The sequence below is a fragment of the Streptomyces sp. NPDC054849 genome (assembly GCF_053610945.1).
This window is the reverse complement of record NZ_JBSGZI010000069.1, coordinates 19,129-43,661: the sequence shown is the minus strand read 5'-3', so window position 1 is coordinate 43,661 and position 24,533 is coordinate 19,129. Positions and strand designations below refer to the sequence as shown.

Below are 24,533 nucleotides of genomic sequence, written 5' to 3'. Positions count from 1 at the left end.
GGAACGCACGGCCCTTTCCGCGTACGCATTCCGGCCGAGGGCCGGGTCTGCGCTCAGACGGTGGTGACGACCTCGTCGAACGCCAGGCGCGGGGAGCGCGGGAACCAGGCGTCCTCGCCCGGCTTGCCGATGTTGACGACCATCAGCGGGGTGTGGTCGTCGTCCAGGAACTCCTTCTGGAGGCCGGCGAAGTCCAGACCGGTCATCGGGCCCGCGGCCAGACCGGCGGCGCGGACGCCGACGATGAAGTACGCGGCCTGCAGCGAGGCGTTGACCAGCGCGGAGTGCTCGCGCACCGGACGCTCGGCGAAGAACATGTCCTTGGCCTGCGGGAAGTGCGGCAGCAGCTGCGGGAGCTCCTCGTGGAACTCGTTGTCCGCGGAGAGGATCGCGACCAGCGGCGCGGTGGCGGTCTTGGCCTGGTTGCCCTCGGCCATGTGCTGTACGAGGCGCTCGCGGGCCTCGGGGGAGCGGACCAGGGTGATGCGCAGCGGGGTCTGGTTGAAGGCGGTGGGGCCGTACTTCACCAGGTCGTAAATCGCCTGGACCTGCTCCTCGGTGACCGGCTCGTCGGAGAACGTGTTGGCCGTGCGGGCCTCGCGGAACAGGAGGTCCTGGGCGGCGGAGTCGAGAACGAGAGACATCGAAAAAAGCCTTCCATGCGGAGGTGAAGCGATGTCACCGACTCTACGGCCGAGATAGATGAATTTTCAACTAAACCGCTCCGGTGGTGAGCGGGATCACTCCTCCTCGGCCGGCTCCCGCGCCGCCAGCGCCGAGTCCAGCCGCGCCCGGGCCCCCTCCAGCCAGTGCCTGCACACCTTCGCCAGCTCCTCGCCGCGCTCCCAGAGCGCGAGGGAGTCCTCCAGCGAGGTCCCGCCCGCCTCCAGCTTGCGGACGACCTCGATGAGCTCGTCGCGTGCCTGCTCGTATCCCAGCGCCGTCTCGGCCTCTGCCATTCCCTTTTCCACCCTGTGTGTGTCGTGCGGCCGGCTGATTGCGGCCGTCTGTCGCTAGTCCGAAGCGACCGTCGCTGCGGAAGGGGCCTCCACGGGGGCGACCTGTACCGAGAAGGTGCCCTCCGCCACCCGTGCGCGCAGCACCTCTTCCGCCGAGACCTCCTGCGGGGAGCGCACCACATGGCCGTCGGCTCGCTGCAGTACGGCATACCCCCGCTCCAGGGTCGCGGCCGGGGACAGCGCCACCACCCGGGCGAGGGTGTGGGCGAGCTCGGAGTCCGCCCGGTCCAGCAGGTGCCCCAGCGTGCGCCGGCTGCGCGCCAGCAGCGCGTCCAGCTCGTCCTCCCGCATCTCCACCATCCGCTGGGGGTGGACGAAGACCGGCCGGGCCAGGGCGTGCGCGAGCCCCCGCTCCTCCCGGTCGAGCAGCCCGGTCACCGCGCGCAGCCCCCGGGACTGCAGCTGGCGTACGCGCTCCAGCTCCTCGCCCACGTCCGGGACCACCTTCTTCGCCGCGTCCGTGGGTGTGGAGGCCCGCACGTCCGCGACCAGGTCCAGCAGCGGGGAGTCGGGCTCGTGGCCGATCGCCGACACCACCGGGGTGCGGGCCGCCGCGACCGTCCGCACGACCTCCTCGTCGGAGAAGGGCAGCAGGTCCTCCACGCTGCCGCCGCCGCGCGCCACGATGATCACGTCGACCTCGTCCAGGGCGTCGAGCTCCTTGACCGCCCGGACCACCTGGGGCACCGCGTGCACCCCCTGCACGGCGACGTTGCGCACCTCGAAGCGGACCGCCGGCCAGCGCCGCCGGGCGTTCTCCAGCACGTCCCGCTCGGCAGCCGAGGCCCGCCCCACCACCAGCCCGATCAGCTGCGGCAGGAAGGGCAGCGGCTTCTTGCGGTCCAGCGCGAAGAGACCCTCGGAGGCCAGGGAACGCTTGAGCCGCTCCAGCCGCGCCAGGAGCTCCCCGATGCCGACCGGTCGTATCTCCGTGGCCCGCAGGGACAGCTGGCCGCGCGGGGCGTACCACTCGGGCTTGGCCAGCAGGACGACGCGCGCGCCCTCCGAGACGACGTCCGCGACCTCGTCGTAGACCTGGCGGAAGCAGGTCACGCTGACCGAGATGTCGTGCGACGGGTCGCGCAGCGTCAGGAAGACCACCCCCGCCCCCGGTCGCCGCGAGAGCTGGGTGATCTGCCCCTCCACCCACACCTGGCCGAGCCGCTCGATCCAGCCCCCGATGAGCCGGGACACCTGGCCTACCGGCAGCGGCGCCTCGGCCGACGTATTCAGACCCATGGACGCAGGCTATCCGGCTCCACTGACAGCGTCTCAGGCGCCGGCGCCGGTGTCGGTCCCGTCGTGGGTCCGGGGCGGCCGGGCCGCAACACCGCCGGGCCCCTCATGCGGGCCGTCGCCGGTTCCGTCGTGCGGGCCGCCGGGCCCTTCGTGCGGGCCGCGGGGTCCCTCGTGCGGGCCGTCGCCGGGTCCCTCGTACGGGCCCTGGCCGGGCCCCTCGTGCAAGCCGCGCCGCCCGCGCTGGGCGAAGAGCACCCCCAGACCCACCGTCAGCCAGACCGCCCCCACCAGCTGCGCCTCCCACGAGGCCTCGACGATCACCGCGACCGTCACCACCGCGCCCAGCACCGGCAGCACCAGGTGCTTCCACCAGCTCGGCGCCCCCTCCCGCCGCCGGACCACGAACCAGCCCACCACCGACGCGTGCAGCAGGGTGAAGGCCACCAGCGCCCCCACGTCCACGACGGACACCAGGTGGTCCAGCCCGTCGTCGCGCCGGGCCGCCCACACGGCGGCGACCAGTGTCACGGTGGCCGCCACCAGCAGTGCGGGGCGCGGGGTGCCGCCCGAGGTCCGGGCGAGAGCCCGCGGCAGCCGCCGCTCCCGGGCCATCGCGAACACCAGCCGGCCGGCCGCCGCCTGCCCGGCCAGCGCCGCGAAGGCCGCCCCGACCGCCTTGCTGACCGCCACCAGGTCGTGCAGCCAGGAGCCGACCGACGACTCCACCGCGTGGTAGAAGGCCGGCCCCTGCCGCACCGGGTCGGCCGCCAGCTCGGCAGCGGACACGGGCATGAGCAGCGCCGCCAGAAAGCTCTGGGCGATGAACAGCGCCCCGGCCAGTGCCAGGCAGGACAGCACCGCCCGCGCCACACGCTCCGATCCCCCCGTCACCTCCTCGGCGAAGGAGGCGATCGCGTCGAAGCCGAGGTACGAGAGGACCGCGACCGACACCGCGCCCAGCACCGCGGCGACGCTGAAGCCGACCGAGCCGTCGCCGGTCAGCGGAGAGAGCCAGCCGCGCCGTGCCCCGTCCCGGACCAGGACGGTCACCGCGGCGACCACGAAGACGAGCAGGACCACCATCTCCACGGCCAGCACCGCGAAGCCGACGCGCGCCGCCGCCCGTACACCCCACAGGTTCAGCAGGGTGGTCACCACGACCGCCAGAGCCGTCCACACCCACCGGGAGACCTCCGGCACCAGCGCGTGCATCGCGATCCCCGAAAAGAGGTACGCGACCGCCGGGATCAACAGGTAGTCGAGCATCGCCATCCACCCGGCGATCAGCCCGGGCCCCTCGCCCAGGCCCTTGCGGGCGTAGGTGAAGACCGAGCCGGCCTGCGGGGCGACCCGCACCATCTGGGCGTAGGAGAAGGCCGTGAAGGCCATCGCGACGGTCGCGGCGAGGTAGACGAGGGCGACGGCGCCGTGCGATGTGGCGTCCAGGGTGCCGAAGACCCCCACCGGGGCCATGGGCGCGATGAACAACAGCCCGTAGACGACCAAATCCCGGAAGCCGAGGCTCCGCCGCAGTGCCGTGGGCCCCGCCTCACTGGAATCCGTCACGGACGCCATCCGTCCTCCGGGCGACAGGGGAGACAGGCTTTCGGGCAAGTCTGTGCCGTACGGCCGACGCCCGGCCTTCTGGAGACCCCCGTACGATGGAGCCCATGACTGCTCCCGCCCCCGCTCCTGCTTCCCGCCGTGTCCTGCTCGCCGCGCCCCGCGGCTACTGCGCGGGCGTGGACCGAGCCGTGATCGCCGTCGAGAAAGCCCTTGAGCAGTACGGTGCACCGGTCTATGTCCGCCACGAGATCGTGCACAACAAGTACGTCGTCCAGACGCTGGAGAAGAAGGGCGCCATCTTCGTCGAGCGGACGGAGGAGGTCCCCGAGGGCTCCATCGTGATGTTCTCCGCGCACGGTGTGGCGCCGGTGGTGCACGAGGAGGCCGCGCGCGGCAAGCTCGCGACGATCGACGCGACCTGCCCGCTGGTCACCAAGGTGCACAAGGAAGCCATCCGGTACGCGAACGAGGACTTCGACATCCTCCTCATCGGCCACGAGGGCCACGAGGAGGTCATCGGCACCTCCGGCGAGGCCCCGGACCACATCACGATCGTCGACGGCCCGGACGACGTCGCGGCCGTCCAGGTGCGAGACGAGTCGAAGGTCGTCTGGCTGTCGCAGACCACCCTCTCGGTCGACGAGACGATGGAGACGGTCGACGCGCTGAAGCAGAAGTTCCCGCTCCTCGTCTCGCCGCCGAGCGACGACATCTGCTACGCCACCTCCAACCGGCAGGCCGCGGTCAAGGCGATGGGCGCCGACTCCGACCTGGTCATCGTGGTCGGCTCGAAGAACTCCTCGAACTCGATCCGGCTGGTCGAGGTCGCGCTCGACGCGGGCGCGCGCGCCGCGTACCTGGTCGACTTCGCGAGCGAGATCGACGAGGCCTGGTTGGAGGGCGTCACCACCGTCGGCCTCACCTCGGGCGCCTCGGTGCCGGAGGTCCTGGTCGAGGAGGTCCTGGAGTGGCTCGCGGCGCGCGGCTACGCCGACGTGGAGATCGTCAAGACCGCCGAGGAGTCGATCGTCTTCTCGCTGCCGAAGGAACTGCGTCGCGACCTGCGCGCGGAGGCCGCGGAACTGGTCGCCGACAAGTAATCGCTTTCGTACGGTGTGTCCATGCAGATCTTCGGCGTGGACATCGGCGGATCCGGAATCAAGGGCGCTCCCGTTGACCTGGAGCGCGGCGACCTGGCAAAGGAGCGCCACAAAGTACTGACACCGCAGCCGGCCACCCCCGACGGGGTGGCCGGCTGCGTCGTCGAGGTGGTGCGCCACTTCGGCTGGGACGGCCCGGTCGGGGTCACGTTCCCGGGCGTGGTCACGGGCGGCGTCACCCGGACGGCGGCCAACATGGACAAGACGTGGGTCGGCGCCGATGCGGCGGCGCTGCTCACACGCGAGCTGGGCGGCCTGCCGGTCACGGTCCTGAACGACGCGGACGCGGCGGGGGTCGCGGAGATGACGTACGGGGCCGGGCGCGGGCGGGACGGCACGGTCATCCTGCTCACCCTGGGGACGGGCATCGGCAGCGCCCTCTTCACGGACGGCCGGCTGGTCCCCAACAGCGAGCTCGGGCACCTGGAGCTGCACGGCCATGATGCGGAGACCCGCGCGTCCGTGAAGGCCAAGGAGGACGGGGACCTCACGTGGGAGCGGTGGGCCCACCGGGTCCAGAAGTACCTCGCACACGTGGAGATGCTGTTCTCCCCGGACCTCTTCATCATCGGCGGCGGCGTCAGCCGCAAGCCGGAGAAGTTCCTGCCCCTGATCGAGGGCGTCCGGGCGGAGATCGTCCCGGCGAAGCTCCAGAACAACGCCGGCATCGTGGGAGCGGCGATGGCGGCGAAGGAGTAGCGCGGCGCAGGCCGGCGCGGCATAGGGCCGGCGGCGGGGCGGAGGGCCCGGCGCGGAAGAGGGCTGGTGTGGCGTCGGGGCGGCGCGGCGACGGGCCGGCGCGGGAAAGGGCCGGCGCTGCGGAGGGCCGGCGCTGCGGAGGGCCGGGATGGTGAAGCGGCCGGCGCGGAGCGGGCTCAGGCCGGGAAGGGGCCGGGGCCCGTTCGGATCACTGGGTGACGCGCCGCGGCAGTCGCCGCCGGCCGATGAGCACGGCCTTGCGTACGACGGCGATCAGGGCCGCCACGAGCGTCCCCGCGTACAGCCAGCCCGCATGCAGGGACAGCGCGGACACCAGCCCCATCAGCTGCCCGCCGAAACCGCCGGAGCCGCCCGAGATGGGCCACACCCCGGCGGCGAAGGCGATGGGGACGCTGATCGGCGCGGTGATCAGGTCGGCGGGCCGCACCCAGAGCGCGGTGGCGGCCGCCACGGGCGGGAAGAGCAGCCCGTAGACGAAGAGCGAGGAGCCGAAGAGCAGCCAGCAGATCCCGGCGACCAGCACCATGGCCGCGCACGAGAACAGCCCGCCGCCGAGCCCGGTCAGCCGGGGTCGCGGCATGCGCCGCGCGATCCCGGGCCGCGGGCCGCGGCCCTGCGCGGGCACCCCCGGGGCCCGCGTGCCCCGTCGCTGGGCGGGGGGTCGCTGGGGGTGAGGCGCCGGTCGCGTCCTGTATTGCTCCACCTCACCAAACTAGGTGGGAAGGCCGTCGTATCGGGCCCTGGACACGCGTACATCCACCGCCACTCAGCGGAAAGTAAACTGTCCGACGGCCCACTCCCGGGCCGCCGCCCCCTCCAGCTACGGGAAGTCGCCAACGTGTCGCTCACGATCGGAATCGTCGGTCTGCCGAATGTCGGCAAGTCGACCCTGTTCAACGCCCTGACCAAGAACGACGTGCTGGCGGCCAACTACCCGTTCGCCACCATCGAGCCGAACGTCGGCGTCGTCGGCGTCCCGGACCAGCGCCTGGCCGTCCTCGCGGGCATCTTCGGATCGCAGCGGGTCCTCCCGGCGACGGTCGACTTCGTCGACATCGCAGGCATCGTGCGCGGCGCCTCGGAGGGTGAGGGCCTGGGCAACAAGTTCCTCGCGAACATCCGCGAGTCGGACGCCATCTGCCAGGTCATCCGCGCCTTCAAGGACGAGAACGTCGTCCACGTCGACGGCAAGGTCTCGCCGAAGGACGACATCGAGACGATCAACACCGAGCTGATCCTCGCGGACCTCCAGTCCATCGAGAAGGCGGTGCCGCGCCTGACGAAGGAGTCCCGCCTCCAGAAGGAGAAGGTCGCGGTCCTGGCCGCCGTCGAGAAGGCCCAGAAGATCCTCGAGGAGGGCCACACGCTCTTCTCCCGCGGGATCACGAAGGGCACGGAGCAGGGCGACCTCCTCCACGAGCTCCACCTCCTCACCACGAAGCCCTTCCTCTACGTCTTCAACGTGGACGAGGACGAGCTGACGGACGACGCCTTCAAGGCGGAGCAGTCCGCCCTGGTCGCCCCGGCCGAGGCGATCTTCCTCAACGCCAAGCTGGAGGCGGACCTCGTCGAGCTGGACGACGAGGAGGCCCTCGAGCTTCTCCAGTCGGTCGGCCAGGAGGAGCCGGGCATGGCCACCCTGGGCCGCGTCGGCTTCGCCACCCTGGGCCTGCAGACCTACCTGACGGCCGGCCCGAAGGAAACCCGCGCCTGGACGATCAAGCAGGGCGCGACCGCCCCCGAGGCGGCCGGCGTGATCCACACCGACTTCCAGCGCGGCTTCATCAAGGCCGAGGTCATCTCCTTCGCGGACCTGGTCGCCTGCGGCTCGGTCGCAGAGGCCCGCGCCAAGGGCAAGGCCCGCATGGAGGGCAAGGACTACGTCATGCAGGACGGCGACGTGGTCGAGTTCCGCTTCAACGTCTGATCGCGCACCCAAAGGCGGCCTGACCTGCGAGGATGCGGGTCGGGCCGTTCTGCTGTCCGCAACAGTCCGCAGAACGGGTCGAGCCGGAGGGGGAAGCAGTACGCCGCTGAGTCCTTCGAACTGTAGGCGCAATGTCGCGCAGACGTCGCTGTATTCGTGCGTTAGCTTGATCGTTCACGTCTGCAGTGGGGAGGGGCGTCGTGAGTGGGCTTGCGCCTGACTGGGAGTTCATCGCGGAGGGCATGATCCGCGGTTCCATGGGGTTGATCGAGACGATGCGTGGGGCTCGGGACACCGCCATCGCGCTGGGGCACGAGCTGGCGCGGCAGCAGGGGATGGCTGGCGACGACGACGCCGGACGCTCGTTTGCCAAGGTCTACGGGCCGGCGGCGTCCACGACTCTGGACAAGATGGGCTTCAGCTCCTACATCCTCGGGGCCACGAGCCGTGGTCTGATGCGTAATGCCCGTGAATTCATGGCTCAGGAGAGCCGCACGGCGTCGGCGTTCCTGGGGAAGCAGGTCGACCTGACCGTGGGCATGGGTGACCCGGGCGCCGACTGCACGGAGAGCTACCTCGGCCTCGGGCAGGAGCTTCCCGGAGTAGTGGGCGAAACCGCTTGGTACGACCAGTACGCGCCGGGAGGACGTAGCGATAGGTTCCGTGGTTCACCGGAGAAGATCCGCGACGTCGCCAGGTCCTGGCAGCACGCTGGTTCCCTCCTGCAGCGGTTCCTGGAGGATGCCCAGACCTACGCCTCGACCGCAAGCAAAGCGCACTCGGGGGAGGCAGCGGATGCCTTCCAGTCGTACTTCAAGCACTGTGTGGGTCTTACCTGCCCGCCAGCAAAGGCGCAGCAGGACGAACCGTTGGTGACGAACCTGGTGGCCGCGTGCTCTCAGCTCGCGAAGGCATGTGCTCGGTACGCCGATCACGTGGACGCCGCCAAGGCGAAGATCCGGGACCACAAGAACGACCTGTTCGAAGTGGACATGCCCTGGGACACGCCCATGTTCGGAGGCAACGGCTACGACGGCGGGCTACACGATGCCGTTCTCGGCGACTCTTGGATACACGACCTGGGAGACGTCGCCCACGCGCTCGACTCTTCCGCAGCGCGAGTCACGCTCCCCGATGCAGGAGGCCCTGCGGCCCCCGGGATTCCCGGGGTGCCGTTCCTGCCCCCGCTCATTCGCGTGCCCGTTCCCTTGCCGATCAGGCTCGCGTCGTACGCGGGGGCCCCTGCCCTCCTGCCGATGGTCAACTCTGTCGACCCCGGCATCCCGTTCGCTGATCCCATCGCCCCGGTTCCTGGCACTACCAAGCTGCTCACCGCCCCAGAGCAGCAGCAATTCCGTATGTGGATGAACTCGCTCACGCCTGGCGGCTTCGCCGGTGGCGGAGGCCCGAGCGCCCCGGACAACGCCTACCAGCTGCGCACTTCCGGGTATCCGGAACGGGAGGTGCCACTGGCCGGGAAGAACCGTGGACTGATGGTGGACGGCATACGGCCCGTTGACGGTTACCTCGTCGAGGCTAAGCACGTTCGTGATCCCGACTGCAAGAAGAAGAGCTTCCGATCCCTTGACCGCTTGGAAGAGACTTTGACCAAACCGGTCAAGGTGGACTCGCAGGGAAAGATCGCTTGGGATCCCGTCATCGACTCCATGTACGCCGGTGACGAGAAGGAGCTCGTCCGTTACAAGCAGGCCATGGAGAACCCCGCGAACAGCGAGATACGGGGGCTGGAGATCGTCACGAACGGCAAGGACAACGCTGCCTACTGGCAGTCCATGATGGCGATGTCGGGTACGCCGGGCTCGACGCGATACGTGCCGTGAGACAGAGGAAGACCGTGCCCACTGAACGGAATATCCGAACCAATTTCGCCTTCTACCCGCCCCAGGGCGACGGCGGAGCTTGGCGCGCCACGGCCGAGTCTCTGGAGAGGGCTCTGAGGGAGGCGTTCCCCGAGCCGGTCGTGGAGTATCGGATGTCGGGGATCCACAGCGTCCCCGTCCTCGATTTTGAGATCGAGCTGGCGCCTGGCGTATGGATCGACGGGACGGCGTCGGTGCCCAAGCCCGACTATGCCTACATCACTCTGACCGACGTGACCGCGGGCGAAGCCGCTGTCTTCGCCCGGTGGCTCCGGGACTTCTTCGTGCCCGCACCGCACCTCGTCTGGTTCGCGAGCAGCCTCGCTGTGGCGAATGGCGATCTGGACCCGTGGCCGCTGTCGGCCGAGGGTGGCGACGACGAGATCGCGGCGGAGCTGCGCAGGCACCTCGACTCCGTCGAGACCCCGTAGGCCAGTCCGCAGACAGTCCGCAGGACTCCCGTAACCGACCGTCGGGACTTAACGCACTTCAACGGAGGAGTGCCTGGTCAGGGCGCTGTATGTGGTTCCGTCGCAGGTCAGGATTGGTTGGCAGGCATTCCGCTTCAACGTCTGATTGGACGTGAATAACGGCCTGACCTGCGAGAAGGCAGGTCAGGCCGTTGTGCTGTCCGCAGCAGTCCGCAGAACCTGGAGCAGCTACGTGTCGTAGACCGTGGAGCGGTGTCCGACGTGTACGACCCACACCACAAGCTCCCCGTTGTCGATCGTGTAGTCGACACGGTAGTCGCCGACCCGTAGGCGGCGGCGCTCAGGCTGGGATACGAGTGCGGTGGTGTTGAAGCCGAAGGGGTCGGTCTCCAGCTCTGTCAGTTTGGCCAGGATGCGAAGTGCCATGTCACGCGGGATCTTGCGCAGCTCGGCCTGAGCCTCGGGCCGGAACGCCGTGCGGTAGTCACTCACTGCGTGCCAGTGTCTCCCTCATCACGTCCTCGATCGGGACGCCGACGGCCGGGCTCGCCATGCGCTCGTCGATGATGCGGTTGATCTCGCGCTCTTCCCACTCCTGGTACTTGCGCAGGACCTCGATCGACACCACGGCGGCGACCTGCTTGCCGCGACGGGTGATGACAGTGGGCACGTCGTCGCGGTCGGCCCGTTCGACGACTTCGGCCAAGTGAGCGCGTACGTCGCGGATGGACTCTATGGGCAGCGGCTGAGTCACGCCTCAAGGGTACCGAGTGTGCCATGTGTACACAATCCGGTTTGCATGCACTCGTTGGATGAGCCGCCGATTGGGTGGCTAATTCCGGGGACAGAGATCCCGCGGCCCTGCGGCCCCCGCAGGGCCCCGTGTGCGACGCCACGCCCCCGGCCGATGGACCAACTGCGCAAGCATGCAGGTCAGAAGGGGCCGACTCCTCCCGGAGCCGGCCCTTCGCAGCGTTTTCGCAGGTGTGTTTGGTTTGGTCAAACGTGCATGAGGAAGGGGCCGGACTCGTCGAGTTCGACCCGTTCTGCATGCATGCCGACTTGGTGCTGACTCGCGATCGCGGAACCGGAAGCAGGGTCAGGCGTGGGGTACCGCCGTGGCGAGGACCACCTCGAATTCCTCGAGGCTGCGGGTGGTTGCGCGAGCCTTCGCCGTGGCCTCTCCGCGGACCGCTGCGACGGCGCCACGGGATGCCACGAGTGCGTCGCGGTCGGCGTAGAGCGCGCCGACGGCAGCTCTGCCGCGGTCGCGATCGATGAGCAGGGAGATGCCGGCCAGTCCGGGAACCTTCCCGCGCCAGCCGCACTGCTCGCGGCCCGGTACCGCTACTAGCCGCTCATGCGAGGCGGGCGGTGCCCGGGATGTCGCTCCCGTGCCGCGGCGGGTCACCCACTCAGTCTCGCCCGCGGGCCGAACAGCGCGCTGCGGGATTCGGACCTAACCCCTGGATGCTCCCCGCTCGGAGGCGCTGCCAGGACTCCGGGGAGCCTGCGGTGCGACGGCTGCAGCCACTCCGCAGGCACGCGCAAGTCCTGCGGGTCTCTGCGTACCGGTTACAGCCAGGGCGCCAGGTCGAGTTCTGCCGGAGGGCTCGGCGGCGGGTCGACGCGGTTGCTCGATTCCGCGGTCCTGGCCCAGCGGCGCAGCTCCAGGACGTAGCCGGCCAGGAGCCTTCGCTGTTCTCGCTCGATCGTCAATTCGCGATCCATTCGATCGGTGATCGCAATGAAATCCGCCCGCCGGTTCGACGCGCGCGATTGCGACCACGTCAGTACGCCCACGACGAGTGCGGCACAAGCAGCGCCCCATGCTCCCCACTCCATGTCACGCCCTCCAGGACCGCAGCTCGAGGACGGCGTCCCCCAGACTCACCTCGTACCCATGGCGGAGTCGGCCGAGCCGGGCGCCGCTCACCCCCACCGTCGGGTCGGTCAGGGCGGTGGCCAGATCTTCTGGGTAGGGATAGCCCGTCCACTGCAATTCCCATTGGTCACCCGCCCCCCACAGCCTTCGCTGGACGCCTTCTCGGAAGGGGAGGCGTTCCTCTCGGAGGTCTCCCGGACGATCCAAAGGGTCGCCGTCCCAGCTGGTGGCCCACTGGCCTGCGGGGTCTTCCAACGTGTAGCGCGCCACCAGGCTCGCCAGCAGCCGCCTGGCGTCGCCGGTCATGGTGGGTACCGTGCTGAGCGCGTCGATCTCTCTGGGCGTCAGTTCGTCGTCAACCGTCAGGTAGTCCCTTGCGGATGCTGAGCGCTCGGCATCTGGCGGCACTTCTCCTGTGGGGCTCGACGTGATGACGAGGCGTCCCCCGGTAGGCATGTGTCGCAGCACGTAGGTCTCGTGGTCAGCGGTGAACACCGATTCGAGACGTAGCCCCGGGACGCGCACCGGCCAACCGGGCGACCGCCTCGGCAGGATCCACGCCGTCATGTTGTCAGGGGCCCGTGCCGCCGTGACGACCAGCTCGTCTTCACGCGACGAGATGACGGGGTCGTAGGCGCTGAACGTGCTGCACTCCCACTGCATTCCCGCCGGGACGATCCGTCCCTTGTTGAGGAGGGCGAGCGCCAGCAGGGCGCGGAATTCCTGTTGCCGGGCAGTGGTGGAGTCCAGGCCGAGGTCACCCCGGCTCTTGACGCCCGCCATCGCGGCACTGTGATCCTCGCCCGTGTAGCTGCTGCGCAGCAAGGCAGTCCTGCGGCGCTCCCGATGCAGGTATTGGCGAGAACCTGGGTGCACCACGGACGGCGAACGGTGTCGCCGGTCCTCGAGTTCTCTCAGGGCGATGGTGTATTTGGTACCGCTCAGCGAAGCTGCGTTTCGCACGACACGCTTGCGCGCACTGTCCTTTACCATCCCGGCCTCCAGGGCAGAGTGCGCTCCCGCCCACACCGGCCCCTGACAGGGAACGACGATGGCATGCGCGAGCCTGAGGCCCTTGTCCGTCACGGCCGAGGCATGTGCGGGAGATGCACCTTGGCCGGAGTCCGGCGCGCGCATGCCGCCGATGAGGGCGGCTTAGCTCAACAGGTCGTGGTGCGTGGGTGGTTGGGGGTGGTCGGCTGCGGGTGCGGTTCAAGGGGTGTGTCTTGCGGTGCAAGGTAGTGGGTGACTATCTTGTACCGCATGACAAAGGAACTGCCCGCGACCGGTGACCAACGGCGCAGCCAGCTCCTGCGCGGGGTGCTCGACCTGTGTCTTCTGTCGCTCATCGCCGAACGGCCGCGATACGGCTTCGAGTTCGCGGAGGCGCTCGCCGGCGGCGGGCTGCAGCTGGTCAGCGACGGCAGCATCTATCCGCTGCTCGCCCGGATGGAGCGGGCGGGGCTCATCTCCTCGTACCGCGCCCCGTCGCCCAGTGGCGGCGCCCCGCGTAAGTACTACCGCCTGACCGAGGCGGGGCACACCGAACTGAGCGGCGGCCGGGCCGACTGGCAGGCCTTCGCCGGGCAGGTGGGCCGCATCCTGACCGGCACGGAATCCACGAGGGAAGCCACACCATGACGAACGCGCAGATACTCGCGGCCTGCCGCAGCAACTGGGAGTACCGGGGGATCGATGACGCGTCCGTGCGCGAGATGCTCGACGAACTCTCCGCGCACCTGGAGGACGCGGAGGCCGCCGGCCGCACGGCGCAGGACGTCGTCGGCCGGGACGTCCGGGGGTTCGCCGCGTCCTGGGCGCGGGCGCGCGCCCCCCTTTCCCGCCGCGTGCTGCGCATGGTCTGCCTGACCAGCCTTGTGCTCGGCAGTGTCCTGCTGGCCTCGTACCTGCCGCGCTGGACCACTCAGCTGGAGGTGACCGCCCGCTTGATCGCCTTCTGGGTGGCCCTCGGTGCGGTCACGGTCACCTGGGAGCTGCGGCGGGGGAGCATGGGCCTGCTCGAGTCCTGGGGGGCGGCCCTCCTCGTCGGCCTGCCCGTGATGGCGCTCACCGACTGGCTGGCGGGCGACGGGGTGCTGTTCACCCTGCCGCTGTGGGCCGCGCCCTTCCTGCTGCTGCCCGGCCTGCCGTACGCCGTCGCAGACCTGCGTGCCAGGAGGAGCCGCCTCGATGGGGCGTCGGTCGGCTGACTGGTCCGGCTCAGGTGGAGAGCGAATTGACGTCCCGTTGAGGTGATTCCCCGGCCCCGCCCCCGCCTCCGCCCCCCGCCGCCGCCACGCCCGGGCTCGGGTTCGGGCTCGGGGCGTATGTACCGGGCCCGGGCCGGCCCTGCGGCCGTTGCGGGGCACGGCCGGCGGGGCCCGGGGTGTCGCCGCCGGGGTCAGAGGCCGCGGACCGCGGCGACCGTGAACGTGGTGGGAGTGCCGGTTCCGGGGGTCATGGGGCCGCCCTTGTCGAACTGGGAGCGGACCACCAGCGTGCGGCCTCGGGTGTGGGCGAGGGTCGTGGGGATCTGCAGGGACGAGTCCGTGATCGTGCGGGTGAGCCGGGCGTGGGTGCCGTCCGCGCTGAGCCGCCACCGGGTCAGCGTGTTGCTGACGTTGTGCGCCACGCGCAGGGTGCCGTCGGGGGAGAGGTCGAGGCCGTCGGCGGCCTTCAGGTCGCCTCCGGTGAGGATGACGCGGCGGACGGCGCCCGTGCGCAGGTCGACGCGGTAGAGGTCGCCCGCCGTCATGTCGACGGTGAGGAGGTAGCGGCCCGCCCGGTCGGAGACGATGCCGTTGAGGTTGAAGGCGCCGGCCGGCCGCGGGCGCAGGGCCGGGGTGAGGTCGTAGGCCTCGGTCAGGACGCCGCTGCCCGCGGCCAGCTGCTCCGGGCCTACGCGGTAGATCACGCCGCGGATGCTGTCCGTCAGGTACGCGGCGCCGTCCGGGGTGAGGGTCAGGTCGTTGACGAAGTGGGCCGGGGCACCGTCGGCCACCTCGAAGTGGGCCAGGCGGGCCCCGGTGGCGGTGTCGTAGACCGCGACGCCGGTGGTGGAGTCCGTGACCCACAGGCGGCCGAGGGCGTCGACCCGCAGGCCGTTCGCCGTGCGGCGGCCGTCGGTGCCGGCGGGCAGGAACACCTCCGCCTCGGGCCGGCCGGGGCGGGCCCGGTAGACGGTGCCGTCCGCGTACGAGCCGACGTAGACGCTGTGGGTGCGCGGGTCCGTGGCTATGCCCTCGGGGTAGACCTTCGCGCCGGGTATCGCGAAGGCCGTGGATATCCGCGCGTCGGCCGCCGGGGCCTTCGCCTGTGCCGGGGCCGCTCCCAGGGTGAGGGCGCCGGTCAGGATCGCCGTCAGGGCAGCCGTCAAGGAGGGGGCCGGAAGCCGCTTCCTCTTCTTCGTCATCACCGTGTTCGTCCTCGTCCTCGGCGTCGTGTTCGGGTGCGTCGTCTTCTTCGCAGCGCGCAGCATCATGTGTCCTCTACTGTGCGGGTGGAGGCGAATGTATGTTAGAGCTCTAATGCATGCAAGGGCCGTAGGATGCGGGAATGACGTCCATGGCCCCCGAGGAGCGCATCGGCTCGCACCTCAAGCGCGCTGAGCAGGCGCTTCTCGCGGCGAAGAACGCCGCGTGCAAGCCGGCCGCAGTAACGGTTCCGCAGTACGCCGCGCTGCTCTGGCTGGCCGAGAAGCCCGGCATCTCCGCCGCCGCGCTCGCACGGCTGTGCGGGGTGACGCCGCCGACCATGAACACCGTGCTGAAGAACCTCCAGGAGCGCGGACTCATCGAGCGGACCCCGCACGAGTGGCACCGCAACGTGCTGGAGACCCGGCTCACGGACGAGGGGCGCGCGGTGATGGAGCTGGCGGATTCCGGCGCCGTGCGGGTGGAACGGGCGCTCGCCGCCGCATTCACCGGGGAGGAGCGGGAGCTGCTCATCCAGCTGCTCGGCCGCTGCGCGGAAGTGCTCGACGCCCAGCGCTAGCCCGGTCTTCGCCCTGTGTCGACACCGCGCCTGCCCTGTGCCGACACCGCGCCCGCCCTGTGCTGCCCCGTGCCTGCTGTGCCTGCCCCGCGCCTGCCCCGCGCGTTCCGCCGGGCTTCGCCTCATGTTTTTGCTGGCATTTGGAACTGTGCGGGGGTTTCGCGCATCAGGACTAGGGGAGCCCAGCCGTTCTGCCCTTGCGGCAGTCAAGACCGTTCGGAGCGAAGTCCGTGCACCAGTACCCGCAGCGCCCGCGGCCTGATGACCAGCCGTCGTACCAGGAGTACCCGCCCCAGGGCCACCACCCGAACCACCCGCAGCAGCAATATCAGCAGCAGCACCCTCAGGAGTATCCGGACTACCAGGACTACCGGGACTACCCGGGGGAGCCGCCGCGCCGGCCGCAGCCGCCGCACCAGCACTACGGCGAGCAGCCCCCGGCCCCGGAGACCCCGCAGGGCAAGCGGCCCCGGCGCCGAATATGGATCAGCGCGGTCCTCGCCCTGGCGCTCCTGCTCGGCGGTGGCGGTTTCGCCGCCTGGAAGCTCGACTGGTTCTCCGGCAACGGCGAGGCCGTCAGCTTCGGCAAGACCCCGCCCCCGGCCGGCGGGAAGAGCGACCCGGGTGCTCCGTCGACCGCGGCCAAGCCCTCCGGCGACCCGGACGTGCTCATGCCGACCGGCCCGAAGTCCGACTTCAAGCAGACCACCAAGCTCGACGACGGCACGATCATCGCCAAGACCCGCCTCGCGGGCGCGAAGTCCGGCTTCGAGGGCGACGTGTGGGTGTGGGCGCCCAAGGAGTACGACGACCCGAAGTACGCCAAGAGCGGCTTCCCGGTGCTCATCGCGCTCCCCGGCGGCAACGGCTTCCCGGCCAACTACTGGTCCGACCGCAGCCTCGGCCTCCAGAAGGCCATCAGCGAGGGCGTCCAGGCCGGTACCAGCCTGCCGTTCATCGTGATCATGCCGGTGCTCAACCCGGACAACAAGTTCTACTACGACGGCTCCGACATCCCCGGCCAGGCCAAGATGGGCACGTGGATCGCCGAGGACGTCCCGGCTTTCACCAAGGCCAACTTCCGCACGTACAAGTCCCGTGACGGATGGGCCTTCATGGGCTCCTCCTCCGGCGCGTTCGTCGGCATGAAGACGGTCCTGCAGCACCCGGACAAGTTCAAGGCCGTGATCGCCAGCGGCGGCGAGATCGTCCCCGACTCCCCGCTCTGGAAGGGCCACCAGGCGGAGATGGACGCGAACAACCCTGAAAAGCTCGCCAAGAAGCTGATCGACGGCAACGGCCCCGAGGTCTACATCAACTTCCAGATCGGCACGAAGGAGAGCGGGAAGGAGCGGATGACGAAGTTCCAGCAGCAGTACGGCAAGGGGCCCGTCAAGACGACCATCCGCGACATCCAGAACGGCGAGCACAACGGCTGGCACTACGTCCGGGGCATGAAGGAAGGCTCCCTGGAGTGGATCAGCAAGGTCCTGAAGGCTCCGAAGCCCGACGCCGGCTGACCGCGAACCGGCGCGCGCGCCTGACCGTGCCAGGCCGGGGGCCTGACCGTGCCAGGCCGGGCGTGCCGGGCCGTACCGGGCCGGGCGGGCTTGGGCCGGGCCAGACCGGGCGTGCCCCGGCAGGTGTGCCGGCCGTCACGTGGTGCTCGCCACGTCCCGCCGGTCCCAGGCAACCCATCCCGTCGTTCACACCTCTGTAAGGGGTGTAAGGGGGACCGATCGGTCCGGCCCGCGCTCCGAGGTGAGCGCCGGAGAAGGAACGGGACAAAACCGTGCAGCATGACCAGCAAGGCGACGGCAGCCCCATGACCCAGGGCGGCCGTCGCCCCCACCGCCTGCGCCTGCTTCTCATCAGCGGCGGGCTCGCGCTCACCCTCGCCGGGGGCGGCGCGGCGGCGTACAAGTTCGGCCTCTTCTCCGACATAGGGGATCCGGTCGCCTTCGGGAAGGTCCAGGAGAAGACCGCCACCGCCGCCACCGCCGCCGACGTTCCGCCGGAGGTGCGCATGCCCACCGGGCCGGCGGCCGAGTTCGTCCGCACCAACCGGCTGCCCGACGGCACCCAGATCGCCAAGACCACCCTCACGGGCAAGAAGTCCGGGTTCACGGGCGACGTGTGGGTGTGGGTGCCCAAGGAGTACGACGACCCGAAGTACGCCAAGAGCGGCTTCCCGGTCCTGATCTCCCTGCCCGGTGGCCGTGGGTACCCGACGAACTACTGGGGGACGGGCCCCGGCCTCGGCCTGCAGCAGGCCGTGAGCGACGGGGTCAAGGCCGGCACGAGCCTGCCCTTCATCCTCGTCATGCCGGTGATCAACGGCGACACCAAGCACCACTTCGACGGCTCGGACATCCCCGGCCAGCCCAAGATGGGCACCTGGATGGCCGATGACGTCCCGGATTTCACGAAGGCCAATTTCCGCACCTTCACCTCCCGCGACGGCTGGGCCTTCATGGGCTCCTCCTCGGGCGGCTTCGGCGCCTTCAAGCACGTCCTGAAGCACCCCGACCGGTTCAAGGCGGCCATCGCGAGCGGGGTCGACATCGTCCCCGACTCCCCGCTGTGGCAGGGGAACACGCAGGCCATGGCCGAGAACAACCCCGAGAGGCTCGCCGAGAAGCTGATCAAGGCGGGCGGCCCGGACGTCTACGTCAACTTCCAGATCGGGACCGCGGAGACCGGCCGCGAGAAGGCCGAGAAGTTCATGAAGGAGTACGGGAAGGGCCCCGTGCACACCAGGCTGCAGGTGATCCAGGATGGTGAGCACAACGGAAAGTCCTACGTGCGCGGCATGAGGGAGGGCTCCCTGGAGTGGATCAGCAAGGTGATGAAGGCACCGACACCCGACCCCGGCGTGCAGTGAGCACGGTGGTGAAGGGGGCGTCGGCGGCCGCCGCCGCGGGGATCGCGGCGGTGTGCGCCGTCGCGTTCGTCAAGGCGCCGGGTGACCGGCCCGTGCTCCCCTTCCCCACCGTCGGCGTACTCATGGCGGGCGGCGAGCACTGGTGCACGGCGAGCGTCGTCGACAGCCCGAAGGGCAACGTCGTCGCCACCGCCGCACACTGCGTGGCCCCCGCCGGCGAGGACGGGCAGCCGGGTGAGGTGGCCCACGACGGGCTGGCCATCGGCGAGCTCTCCTTCGCCCCGGCCTTCTCCGGCGAGGGCGCAGGCACCCAGCCGCTGGGGGTGTGGAAGGTCCGCTCGATCCATGTGGACGACCGCTGGACGAAGTGGGGCGAGGACACAGCCGACTTCGCCTTCCTCACCATCGCGGCGGACGAGGACGGGCGCAGCCTCCAGGACGCCGTCGGCGGCCGCGCCGAGGCCCCGAAGCCCGAATGGACCTCCGGGTACGAGCGGGACGTGACCGTCGTCGGCTACCCGGAGTCCGAGCACAACCCGCAGAACAAGCCCGTCTCCTGCACGACGCAGACCCGCCACGACGAGGACGACCCCGACATGCTCTACATGGGCTGCGCCGGATTCTGGACGGGGACCAGTGGCAGCCCCTGGATCGCCGACCGGGGCGGGCCGGAGCACGCCGGGCGGCTGATCGGCGTACTGAGCGGCGGGGACACGGACGTGGACTCCACGGCCGCGCTGTTCGACGAGCACGCGAAGGCGCTGTACGAGCGGGCCGCGCGGGGCTGAGCGGCCGCGCGGGGCTGAGCGGGGCGAGAGCCGGGCGAGAGCAGGCCGCGTGGAGGTGAGCCGGCGGGCGCGGTTGAGACGGTGGGTCGGGGCCTGAGACTGTGGCTCGGGCCTGAGGCGGTGGCTCGGGGCTCGAGCCGGCGGTGCGGGGCTTGAGGCGGCGGTGCGAGCCGAGGGGCCGCCCGTCCCGGGTTCACTTCTTCCGGCGCTCCGTGCTGACGATCACCCCGACCGCCGCCACGACGATCCCGCCGCCCACCACGATCGGCCAGGTCAGGGCCTCGTCGAGGATCAGCGTGCCCAGCGCGACGGCGACGACCGGATTGACGTACGCGTATGTGGACACCAGCGACAGCGGCGCGGCCTGCAGCAGCCACACGTACGCCGTGAAACCGACGAGCGAGCCGAAGAGCACCAGGTAACCGAGGGCCAGCCAGGAGGCGGTGGAGAAGGCCGCCGGGTCCAGGCCGCGCTGCTCGCCGCGCAGCAGCCCGACGACCACCGCGGCCGCTCCGCCGGCGAGCATCTGGTACGCGCTGCCCGTGAACGGATTGCCCGGCAGCGTCAGCTTCGACGCCGAGAACGAGCCGAGCGACCACAGCACCGACGCCGCGACCACCATCAGCACCCCCGACAGCCGCACCGAGCCGCTGAGCCCGGGGCTGGTCAGCACGGCGAGCCCGGCCAGGCCGACCAGCACCCCGCCCAGCGTGCGCAGCGGGGGCCGGTCACCGGTGCTCGCCCTCAGCACCACGACCCACATCGGCACCGCCGCCACCAGCAGCGCGGCCAGGCCGGACGGCACCGAGGTCTCGGCGAGGACGACCAGGCCGTTGCCGCCGAGGATCAGCAGCAGGCCGACCAGGGCCGCCGAGCCGAGCTGTGTACGGGTGGCCCTGAGCGCGGAGGGCCCGTACCGCCAGGCGACGGCGGCGGCCAGCAGCAGGCCCGCGGTGATGAAACGGGCACCGGCGGAGAGGAAGGGCGGCATGGTCTCGACGACGATCCGGATGCCGAGGTAGGTCGAGCCCCAGACGACGTAGACGAGGGCGAGGGCGGTCCACACCGCGCCGCTGATCCTGCCGCGCGGGGCGGCAGTGGCCTTGCCGTCCACCGGAGTTGAGGTGCTCATGCCTGGATCCTATGGTCGTTGGCCCATGCAGGCTTCCGGGTATCTCAGCCCTTGAGCAGGTTGTTCAGGTCGCCGTACGGGAGGGAGTGCGCGAGCGCGCCGTAGGTCCCGTCGGAGATCAGCTCCTCGGCGGCGCGGCGGACCACGGCGTACGCGGCTTCGGCGACCCAGGAGCCGAGGCTGACGCGGGACACGCCGAGGGCGCCGAACGCGGACACGGGCGGGGCTCCGGGGCCGAGGAGGATGTTGAGAGGGGCGTCGATGCCCTTGGCGAGCTCGGCGACCGTGTCCGCGTCGACGACGCCGGGCACGAAGATGCCGGTGGCTCCCGCCCGCAGGTAGGCGGCGGCGCGGGTCAGGGTCTCATCGAGGCGGGTGGCGGGGTCGCCGATGCCCCTGAGGTACGTGTCGAGGCGGGCGTTGATGTAGAGCGGGACCCCTGCGGCGTCGGCCGCGGCGCGGGCCGCGGCCAGGCGCTCGACCTGCTCGGCGGGGTCGCGGCTGCCGTCCTCGATGTTGACGCCGACCGCGCCGGCGGCGAGGACCCCGGTGACGGTCTCGCCGACGGCGGCCGGGTCGGCGCCGAAGCCGCCCTCGATGTCGGCGGTGACGGGGACGGAGACGGCGGCGGCCACGCGGGCGATCAGGTCGAGGGCCCGGTCGCGGGCGAGCGCGTCGCCGTCGGGGGAGCCGAGGGACCAGGCGACGCCGGCGCTGGTGGTGGCAACGGCGGGGGCGCCGGCGGCCTCGACGATGCGGGCGCTGGCGACGTCCCAGGCGTTGGCGAGGGCGAGGGGGGCGGAGGGGGTGTGCAGGGCCGCGAATGCCGTGGCTTTGGCGGTGAGGTCAAGGGTGGTGGTCATGGGGCCAGTTCACCAGACGGCGCGGGTTTGGGCTCGCGGATTTCCGACATGCAGGTGGGGGTGCGGAGTCGGGCCGCGCCACTGCCGGGGCTAGGCCGCAAACACCGGGGCTCCGCCCCGGACCCCGCACTCGGTTACGGGGTCAGGCCCGTCTTCGCGCCCGCGCCGCACAGGGGGATGACGGCCGTGCGGCCCTGCAAGGGGTCGGTCGGGGACGACGGGCCCACCGCCGCCCAGCAGGCCGCGGCCGTCGGTTCCACGAAGAGGCCGCGGCGGGCCAGGTCCCGCTGGGCCTCGCGCAGCCGCTCGTCCGGGACCGTCAGGAACGTGCCGCCGGACTTGCGGACCGCGGCCAGGATCTGCCGGGCACGCGGCGGCGCCGGGATCGCGATCCCCTCGGCCAGGGTGGGCCGTTGGGCGACCGGCTCCGCATCCTCGGCCCCGGCGGCGAACGCCGTGGCCAGCGGAGCCACCGCCTCCGCCTGGACCGCGATCAGCACCGGCGGCTTGACCCCGCGCCGGGCCAGCTCCTCCACGGCCAGCGCGGCCCCGAGCAGCAGCGTGCCGTTGCCCACCGGGACCACCAGCACCTCCGGCAGCCGGCCGCCCAGTTCCTCCCACACCTCGTACACGTACGTCTTGGTCCCGTGCAGGAAGTAGGGGTTGAAGACGTGGCTCGCGTAGAAGACCCCGGGCGAGTCCGCCTCCGTGCGCGCGGCCCGGGCCGCCGCCTCGCGGCCGCCCGGTACCACGCGGACCGCCGCCCCGTGTGCCCGCATCTGTTCGGTTTTCTTCTCCGACGTGCCCTCGGGTACGAAGATTTCACAGCGCAGCCCGGCCCGTGCGCAGTACGCCGCCACCGACGTCCCGGCGTTGCCGCTGCTGTCCGCCACGACGCGCTCCGGAGCGAGCCGCCGGGCCAGCTCCACGAGCATCACGGCGCCCCGGTCCTTGAACGACAGCGTCGGCATCAGGAAGTCGAGCTTGGCGTGAACCCGCTCCGCCAGCGGAATCAGCGGAGTGTGCCCCTCCGCGAGGGAGACGGAGAACGCCCCAGGCAGAGGCAGCACGGACCCGTACCGCCACAGCGAATTCGGCCCGGCGGCCGGTTCCAGCGCCGCGGCCGGGTCCGGCGTGAAATCGAGGTCCCAGGGTCCGCCGCAGACAGGGCACCCCCAAGGAGCAGTGCGGACGTCCGCGCGTGTACCGTCCTCTGAACAGACGTAACCGGGGGGTGCGTGCGTCATGTGCGGAGCGCCTTTGCTCTTTCATGGCTGGTGTACGGCACGGATGTTACGCGTCCGTTGTTCTCCTGTGGGTCGCGCCGGAGGTGGGTCAACCTTTCGGACGCGGCAGCCCGTTGGGCCATCTGCGTTGTCATGGCCACGCTTGAGCGGCACCAGTACACCCCCCGCAATGCACCACCTAAGAGGAGGACCCGTCACATGCCAGTGATGCGTCACACACGCCGGACTATCGCCGGCATCAGCGCGACCGCGGTCGTGGCCCTCGCGCTCGGCGCCGCCGCCGCGCTGCCCGCCTCGGCCGCCGGCATCGGTGTGCGGGGCGCGATCCAGAACGCGGGAGCCCCCGGATCGGTACCCGGCAGCTACATCGTGACCCTGAAGGACGCCGCCGCCCGCTCCACCGACCCGAGCGGCCGGGCCGTCGCCAAGCGCTACGGGGCGAAGATCGACCGGGTCTACAGCGCCGCCCTCAACGGCTACTCGATCGAGGTCTCCGAGGCGCAGGCCAGGAAGCTCGCCGGCGACCCGGCGGTCAAGTCGGTCGTGCAGAACCGCACCTTCACCGTCAACGCCTCCCAGCCCACCCCGCCGTCCTGGGGCCTGGACCGCGTCGACCAGCGTGCGCTGCCGCTCAACCAGAGCTACAGCTACCCGGACCAGGCGGGCGAGGGCGTCACCGCGTACGTCATCGACACCGGTGTCCGCATCACGCACCAGGACTTCGGCGGCCGCGCCTCCCACGGCTACGACGCCATCGACAACGACAGCACGGCCCAGGACGGCCACGGCCACGGCACGCACGTCGCCGGCACCGTCGCGGGCAGCCAGTACGGCGTGGCCAAGAAGGCCAAGATCGTCGGCGTCCGTGTGCTCGACAACAGCGGCTCCGGCACGACGGCCCAGGTCGTCGCGGGCATCGACTGGGTGACCCGCAACGCCGTCAAGCCGGCCGTGGCGAACATGTCGCTCGGCGGCGGCGCGGACTCCGCGCTCGACGCCGCGCTCCGCAACTCCATAGCCTCCGGCATCACCTACGCCGTGGCCGCGGGCAACGACTCCGTCAACGCCTCGACCAAGTCCCCGGCGCGCGTCACCGAGGCCATCACCGTCGGTGCGACCACCAGCAGCGACGCGAAGGCGTACTACTCCAATTACGGCTCGAGCCTGGACGTCTTCGCGCCGGGTTCCTCCATCACCTCCACGTGGTTCACGGGGGACACCGCCACGCACACGATCGACGGCACGTCGATGGCCTCGCCGCACGTCGCGGGCGCGGCCGCCGTCTACCTCTCGCAGAACCCGGCGAGCACCCCGGCCCAGGTGGCCACGGCCCTGGTGACCTCCTCCACCCCGAACGTCGTGACCAGCCCCGGCACCGGCTCCCCGAACCGTCTGCTCCACGTCGTCGCCCAGGGCCCCGTCCCGCCGGGCAAGCGTTTCGAGAACACCGCCGACTACGCGGTCAACGACAACGCGACCGTCGAGTCCCCGATCACCGTCACCGGTGTCGTCGGCAACGCGCCGGCGACGCTGAAGGTTCCGGTCGACATCAAGCACACGTACATCGGTGACCTCAAGATCGACCTGGTCGCACCGGACGGCACCGTGTACACCCTGCACAACCGGGCCAACGGCGGTACCGACAACATCATCAGGACCTTCACGGTGAACGCCTCCGCCGAGACGGCGAACGGCACCTGGAGGCTCCGCGTGAACGACAACGCGAACGGCGACACCGGGAAGATCGACTCCTGGGCGCTCCAGTTCTGAGGGGCCGGAACCGCGGGCACTGACCGAGC

General features: G+C 70.7%; 26 protein-coding genes. 12 read left to right on the top strand and 14 right to left on the bottom strand.

Annotated features, from left to right (window positions below):
* Positions 1-53: 53 nt before the first annotated feature.
* The 4 genes from ACWGIF_RS25920 to ACWGIF_RS25905 all read right to left on the bottom strand — a co-directional run bounded on the left by ACWGIF_RS25920 (position 54) and on the right by ACWGIF_RS25905 (position 3,833).
* Entirely contained in the window at positions 54-644 is a 591-nt protein-coding gene (locus ACWGIF_RS25920; protein WP_453500917.1) for a malonic semialdehyde reductase, read from the bottom strand.
* Between the two features lie 96 nt (positions 645-740).
* Entirely contained in the window at positions 741-959 is a 219-nt protein-coding gene (locus ACWGIF_RS25915) for an exodeoxyribonuclease VII small subunit (RefSeq protein WP_319723379.1), read from the bottom strand.
* Between the two features lie 54 nt (positions 960-1,013).
* Complete coding sequence (gene xseA, locus ACWGIF_RS25910; RefSeq protein ID WP_453500915.1) at positions 1,014-2,258, bottom strand: exodeoxyribonuclease VII large subunit; 1,245 nt, start codon at positions 2,256-2,258, stop codon at positions 1,014-1,016.
* Positions 2,259-2,291: 33 nt separating this feature from the next.
* Positions 2,292-3,833: an APC family permease gene (locus tag ACWGIF_RS25905; protein WP_453500914.1), complete on the bottom strand. Its 1,542-nt coding sequence runs from the start codon at positions 3,831-3,833 to the stop codon at positions 2,292-2,294.
* A gap of 86 nt (positions 3,834-3,919) precedes the next feature.
* Here ACWGIF_RS25905 and ACWGIF_RS25900 point away from each other — a divergent pair, with 86 nt between their 5' ends.
* Both ACWGIF_RS25900 and ppgK read left to right on the top strand, forming a co-directional pair.
* Positions 3,920-4,924 carry a 4-hydroxy-3-methylbut-2-enyl diphosphate reductase gene (locus ACWGIF_RS25900; RefSeq protein WP_453500912.1) on the top strand — a complete coding sequence of 335 codons (1,005 nt, stop codon included), beginning with the start codon at positions 3,920-3,922 and terminating at the stop codon, positions 4,922-4,924.
* 21 nt (positions 4,925-4,945) lie between these two features.
* Positions 4,946-5,683 (top strand): polyphosphate--glucose phosphotransferase, encoded by a 738-nt coding sequence (ppgK, locus tag ACWGIF_RS25895; protein WP_453500910.1) that lies wholly within the window; start codon positions 4,946-4,948, stop codon positions 5,681-5,683.
* A gap of 208 nt (positions 5,684-5,891) precedes the next feature.
* On the opposite strand, the gene ACWGIF_RS25890 is transcribed toward ppgK, so the two are convergent.
* Positions 5,892-6,284 (bottom strand): DUF6542 domain-containing protein, encoded by a 393-nt coding sequence (locus tag ACWGIF_RS25890; RefSeq protein WP_453500908.1) that lies wholly within the window; start codon positions 6,282-6,284, stop codon positions 5,892-5,894.
* Positions 6,285-6,542: 258 nt separating this feature from the next.
* On the opposite strand from ACWGIF_RS25890, the gene ychF reads away from it, so the two are divergent.
* The 3 genes from ychF (at position 6,543) to ACWGIF_RS25875 (ending at position 9,942) form a co-directional block, all read left to right on the top strand.
* The gene (gene ychF, locus ACWGIF_RS25885; RefSeq protein ID WP_453500907.1) at positions 6,543-7,631 is read left to right on the top strand and encodes a redox-regulated ATPase YchF; all 1,089 of its coding nucleotides are present in this window, start codon (positions 6,543-6,545) and stop codon (positions 7,629-7,631) included.
* Positions 7,632-7,831: 200 nt separating this feature from the next.
* The gene (locus ACWGIF_RS25880; protein WP_453500905.1) at positions 7,832-9,472 is read left to right on the top strand and encodes a restriction endonuclease fold toxin-2 domain-containing protein; all 1,641 of its coding nucleotides are present in this window, start codon (positions 7,832-7,834) and stop codon (positions 9,470-9,472) included.
* 14 nt (positions 9,473-9,486) lie between these two features.
* Entirely contained in the window at positions 9,487-9,942 is a 456-nt protein-coding gene (locus ACWGIF_RS25875) for a hypothetical protein (RefSeq protein ID WP_453500904.1), read from the top strand.
* A 228-nt stretch (positions 9,943-10,170) separates the two neighbouring features.
* On the opposite strand, the gene ACWGIF_RS25870 is transcribed toward ACWGIF_RS25875, so the two are convergent.
* From ACWGIF_RS25870 to ACWGIF_RS25850, 5 genes are all read right to left on the bottom strand, one after another.
* Positions 10,171-10,434 (bottom strand): type II toxin-antitoxin system RelE family toxin, encoded by a 264-nt coding sequence (locus tag ACWGIF_RS25870; protein ID WP_453500902.1) that lies wholly within the window; start codon positions 10,432-10,434, stop codon positions 10,171-10,173.
* The gene (locus ACWGIF_RS25865) at positions 10,427-10,696 is read right to left on the bottom strand and encodes a type II toxin-antitoxin system Phd/YefM family antitoxin (protein WP_030774626.1); all 270 of its coding nucleotides are present in this window, start codon (positions 10,694-10,696) and stop codon (positions 10,427-10,429) included. The genes ACWGIF_RS25870 and ACWGIF_RS25865 overlap by 8 nt, the downstream gene beginning before the upstream one ends.
* A 345-nt stretch (positions 10,697-11,041) precedes the next feature.
* Positions 11,042-11,353: a hypothetical protein gene (locus ACWGIF_RS25860; protein WP_453500901.1), complete on the bottom strand. Its 312-nt coding sequence runs from the start codon at positions 11,351-11,353 to the stop codon at positions 11,042-11,044.
* A gap of 164 nt (positions 11,354-11,517) precedes the next feature.
* On the bottom strand, positions 11,518-11,661 hold the full coding sequence (locus tag ACWGIF_RS25855) for a hypothetical protein (protein ID WP_453500900.1): 144 nt from the start codon (positions 11,659-11,661) through the stop codon (positions 11,518-11,520).
* 127 nt (positions 11,662-11,788) lie between these two features.
* A complete protein-coding gene (locus ACWGIF_RS25850) occupies positions 11,789-12,913 on the bottom strand; it encodes a hypothetical protein (protein ID WP_453500899.1) in 1,125 nt (374 codons plus the stop codon).
* Between the two features lie 177 nt (positions 12,914-13,090).
* On the opposite strand from ACWGIF_RS25850, the gene ACWGIF_RS25845 reads away from it, so the two are divergent.
* Positions 13,091-13,468 (top strand): PadR family transcriptional regulator, encoded by a 378-nt coding sequence (locus tag ACWGIF_RS25845; protein ID WP_453500897.1) that lies wholly within the window; start codon positions 13,091-13,093, stop codon positions 13,466-13,468.
* Positions 13,465-14,037 (top strand): hypothetical protein, encoded by a 573-nt coding sequence (locus ACWGIF_RS25840; RefSeq protein WP_453500895.1) that lies wholly within the window; start codon positions 13,465-13,467, stop codon positions 14,035-14,037. Before ACWGIF_RS25845 ends, ACWGIF_RS25840 begins: the two co-directional genes overlap by 4 nt.
* A 191-nt stretch (positions 14,038-14,228) precedes the next feature.
* Here ACWGIF_RS25840 and ACWGIF_RS25835 read toward each other — a convergent pair whose 3' ends face one another.
* Complete coding sequence (locus ACWGIF_RS25835; RefSeq protein ID WP_453500893.1) at positions 14,229-15,239, bottom strand: SMP-30/gluconolactonase/LRE family protein; 1,011 nt, start codon at positions 15,237-15,239, stop codon at positions 14,229-14,231.
* A gap of 143 nt (positions 15,240-15,382) precedes the next feature.
* Here ACWGIF_RS25835 and ACWGIF_RS25830 point away from each other — a divergent pair, with 143 nt between their 5' ends.
* The 4 genes from ACWGIF_RS25830 (at position 15,383) to ACWGIF_RS25815 (ending at position 19,492) form a co-directional block, all read left to right on the top strand.
* On the top strand, positions 15,383-15,820 hold the full coding sequence (locus ACWGIF_RS25830) for a MarR family winged helix-turn-helix transcriptional regulator (protein ID WP_453500891.1): 438 nt from the start codon (positions 15,383-15,385) through the stop codon (positions 15,818-15,820).
* A gap of 230 nt (positions 15,821-16,050) precedes the next feature.
* Positions 16,051-17,340 carry an alpha/beta hydrolase gene (locus tag ACWGIF_RS25825; RefSeq protein WP_453500890.1) on the top strand — a complete coding sequence of 430 codons (1,290 nt, stop codon included), beginning with the start codon at positions 16,051-16,053 and terminating at the stop codon, positions 17,338-17,340.
* 272 nt (positions 17,341-17,612) lie between these two features.
* On the top strand, positions 17,613-18,704 hold the full coding sequence (locus ACWGIF_RS25820) for an alpha/beta hydrolase (protein WP_453500888.1): 1,092 nt from the start codon (positions 17,613-17,615) through the stop codon (positions 18,702-18,704).
* A complete protein-coding gene (locus tag ACWGIF_RS25815) occupies positions 18,701-19,492 on the top strand; it encodes a trypsin-like serine peptidase (RefSeq protein WP_453500887.1) in 792 nt (263 codons plus the stop codon). The genes ACWGIF_RS25820 and ACWGIF_RS25815 overlap by 4 nt, the downstream gene beginning before the upstream one ends.
* A 193-nt stretch (positions 19,493-19,685) precedes the next feature.
* On the opposite strand, the gene ACWGIF_RS25810 is transcribed toward ACWGIF_RS25815, so the two are convergent.
* From ACWGIF_RS25810 to ACWGIF_RS25800, 3 genes are all read right to left on the bottom strand, one after another.
* Entirely contained in the window at positions 19,686-20,624 is a 939-nt protein-coding gene (locus tag ACWGIF_RS25810) for an EamA family transporter (protein ID WP_453500886.1), read from the bottom strand.
* Between the two features lie 44 nt (positions 20,625-20,668).
* Complete coding sequence (locus tag ACWGIF_RS25805; RefSeq protein ID WP_453500885.1) at positions 20,669-21,487, bottom strand: isocitrate lyase/PEP mutase family protein; 819 nt, start codon at positions 21,485-21,487, stop codon at positions 20,669-20,671.
* A gap of 134 nt (positions 21,488-21,621) precedes the next feature.
* Positions 21,622-22,734 (bottom strand): threonine synthase, encoded by a 1,113-nt coding sequence (locus tag ACWGIF_RS25800; RefSeq protein WP_453500884.1) that lies wholly within the window; start codon positions 22,732-22,734, stop codon positions 21,622-21,624.
* Positions 22,735-22,932: 198 nt separating this feature from the next.
* Here ACWGIF_RS25800 and ACWGIF_RS25795 point away from each other — a divergent pair, with 198 nt between their 5' ends.
* Entirely contained in the window at positions 22,933-24,504 is a 1,572-nt protein-coding gene (locus tag ACWGIF_RS25795) for a S8 family peptidase (RefSeq protein WP_453500883.1), read from the top strand.
* Positions 24,505-24,533: the final 29 nt, after the last annotated feature.

Excerpts from the sequence above, each read along its gene's own strand:
- ACWGIF_RS25805 (WP_453500885.1), bottom strand. The coding sequence starts at position 21,487 with ATGACCACCACCCTTGACCTCACCGCCAAAGCCACGGCATTCGCGGCC.
- ACWGIF_RS25905 (WP_453500914.1), bottom strand. The coding sequence starts at position 3,833 with ATGGCGTCCGTGACGGATTCCAGTGAGGCGGGGCCCACGGCACTGCGG.
- xseA (WP_453500915.1), bottom strand. The coding sequence starts at position 2,258 with ATGGGTCTGAATACGTCGGCCGAGGCGCCGCTGCCGGTAGGCCAGGTG.
- ACWGIF_RS25835 (WP_453500893.1), bottom strand. The coding sequence starts at position 15,239 with ATGACGAAGAAGAGGAAGCGGCTTCCGGCCCCCTCCTTGACGGCTGCC.
- ACWGIF_RS25915 (WP_319723379.1), bottom strand. The coding sequence starts at position 959 with ATGGCAGAGGCCGAGACGGCGCTGGGATACGAGCAGGCACGCGACGAG.
- ACWGIF_RS25830 (WP_453500891.1), top strand. The coding sequence starts at position 15,383 with ATGACGTCCATGGCCCCCGAGGAGCGCATCGGCTCGCACCTCAAGCGC.
- ACWGIF_RS25900 (WP_453500912.1), top strand. The coding sequence starts at position 3,920 with ATGGAGCCCATGACTGCTCCCGCCCCCGCTCCTGCTTCCCGCCGTGTC.
- ACWGIF_RS25800 (WP_453500884.1), bottom strand. The coding sequence starts at position 22,734 with ATGACGCACGCACCCCCCGGTTACGTCTGTTCAGAGGACGGTACACGC.
- ACWGIF_RS25845 (WP_453500897.1), top strand. The coding sequence starts at position 13,091 with ATGACAAAGGAACTGCCCGCGACCGGTGACCAACGGCGCAGCCAGCTC.
- ACWGIF_RS25890 (WP_453500908.1), bottom strand. The coding sequence starts at position 6,284 with ATGCCGCGACCCCGGCTGACCGGGCTCGGCGGCGGGCTGTTCTCGTGC.
- ACWGIF_RS25920 (WP_453500917.1), bottom strand. The coding sequence starts at position 644 with ATGTCTCTCGTTCTCGACTCCGCCGCCCAGGACCTCCTGTTCCGCGAG.
- ppgK (WP_453500910.1), top strand. The coding sequence starts at position 4,946 with ATGCAGATCTTCGGCGTGGACATCGGCGGATCCGGAATCAAGGGCGCT.
- ACWGIF_RS25795 (WP_453500883.1), top strand. The coding sequence starts at position 22,933 with ATGCCAGTGATGCGTCACACACGCCGGACTATCGCCGGCATCAGCGCG.
- ACWGIF_RS25840 (WP_453500895.1), top strand. The coding sequence starts at position 13,465 with ATGACGAACGCGCAGATACTCGCGGCCTGCCGCAGCAACTGGGAGTAC.
- ACWGIF_RS25810 (WP_453500886.1), bottom strand. The coding sequence starts at position 20,624 with ATGAGCACCTCAACTCCGGTGGACGGCAAGGCCACTGCCGCCCCGCGC.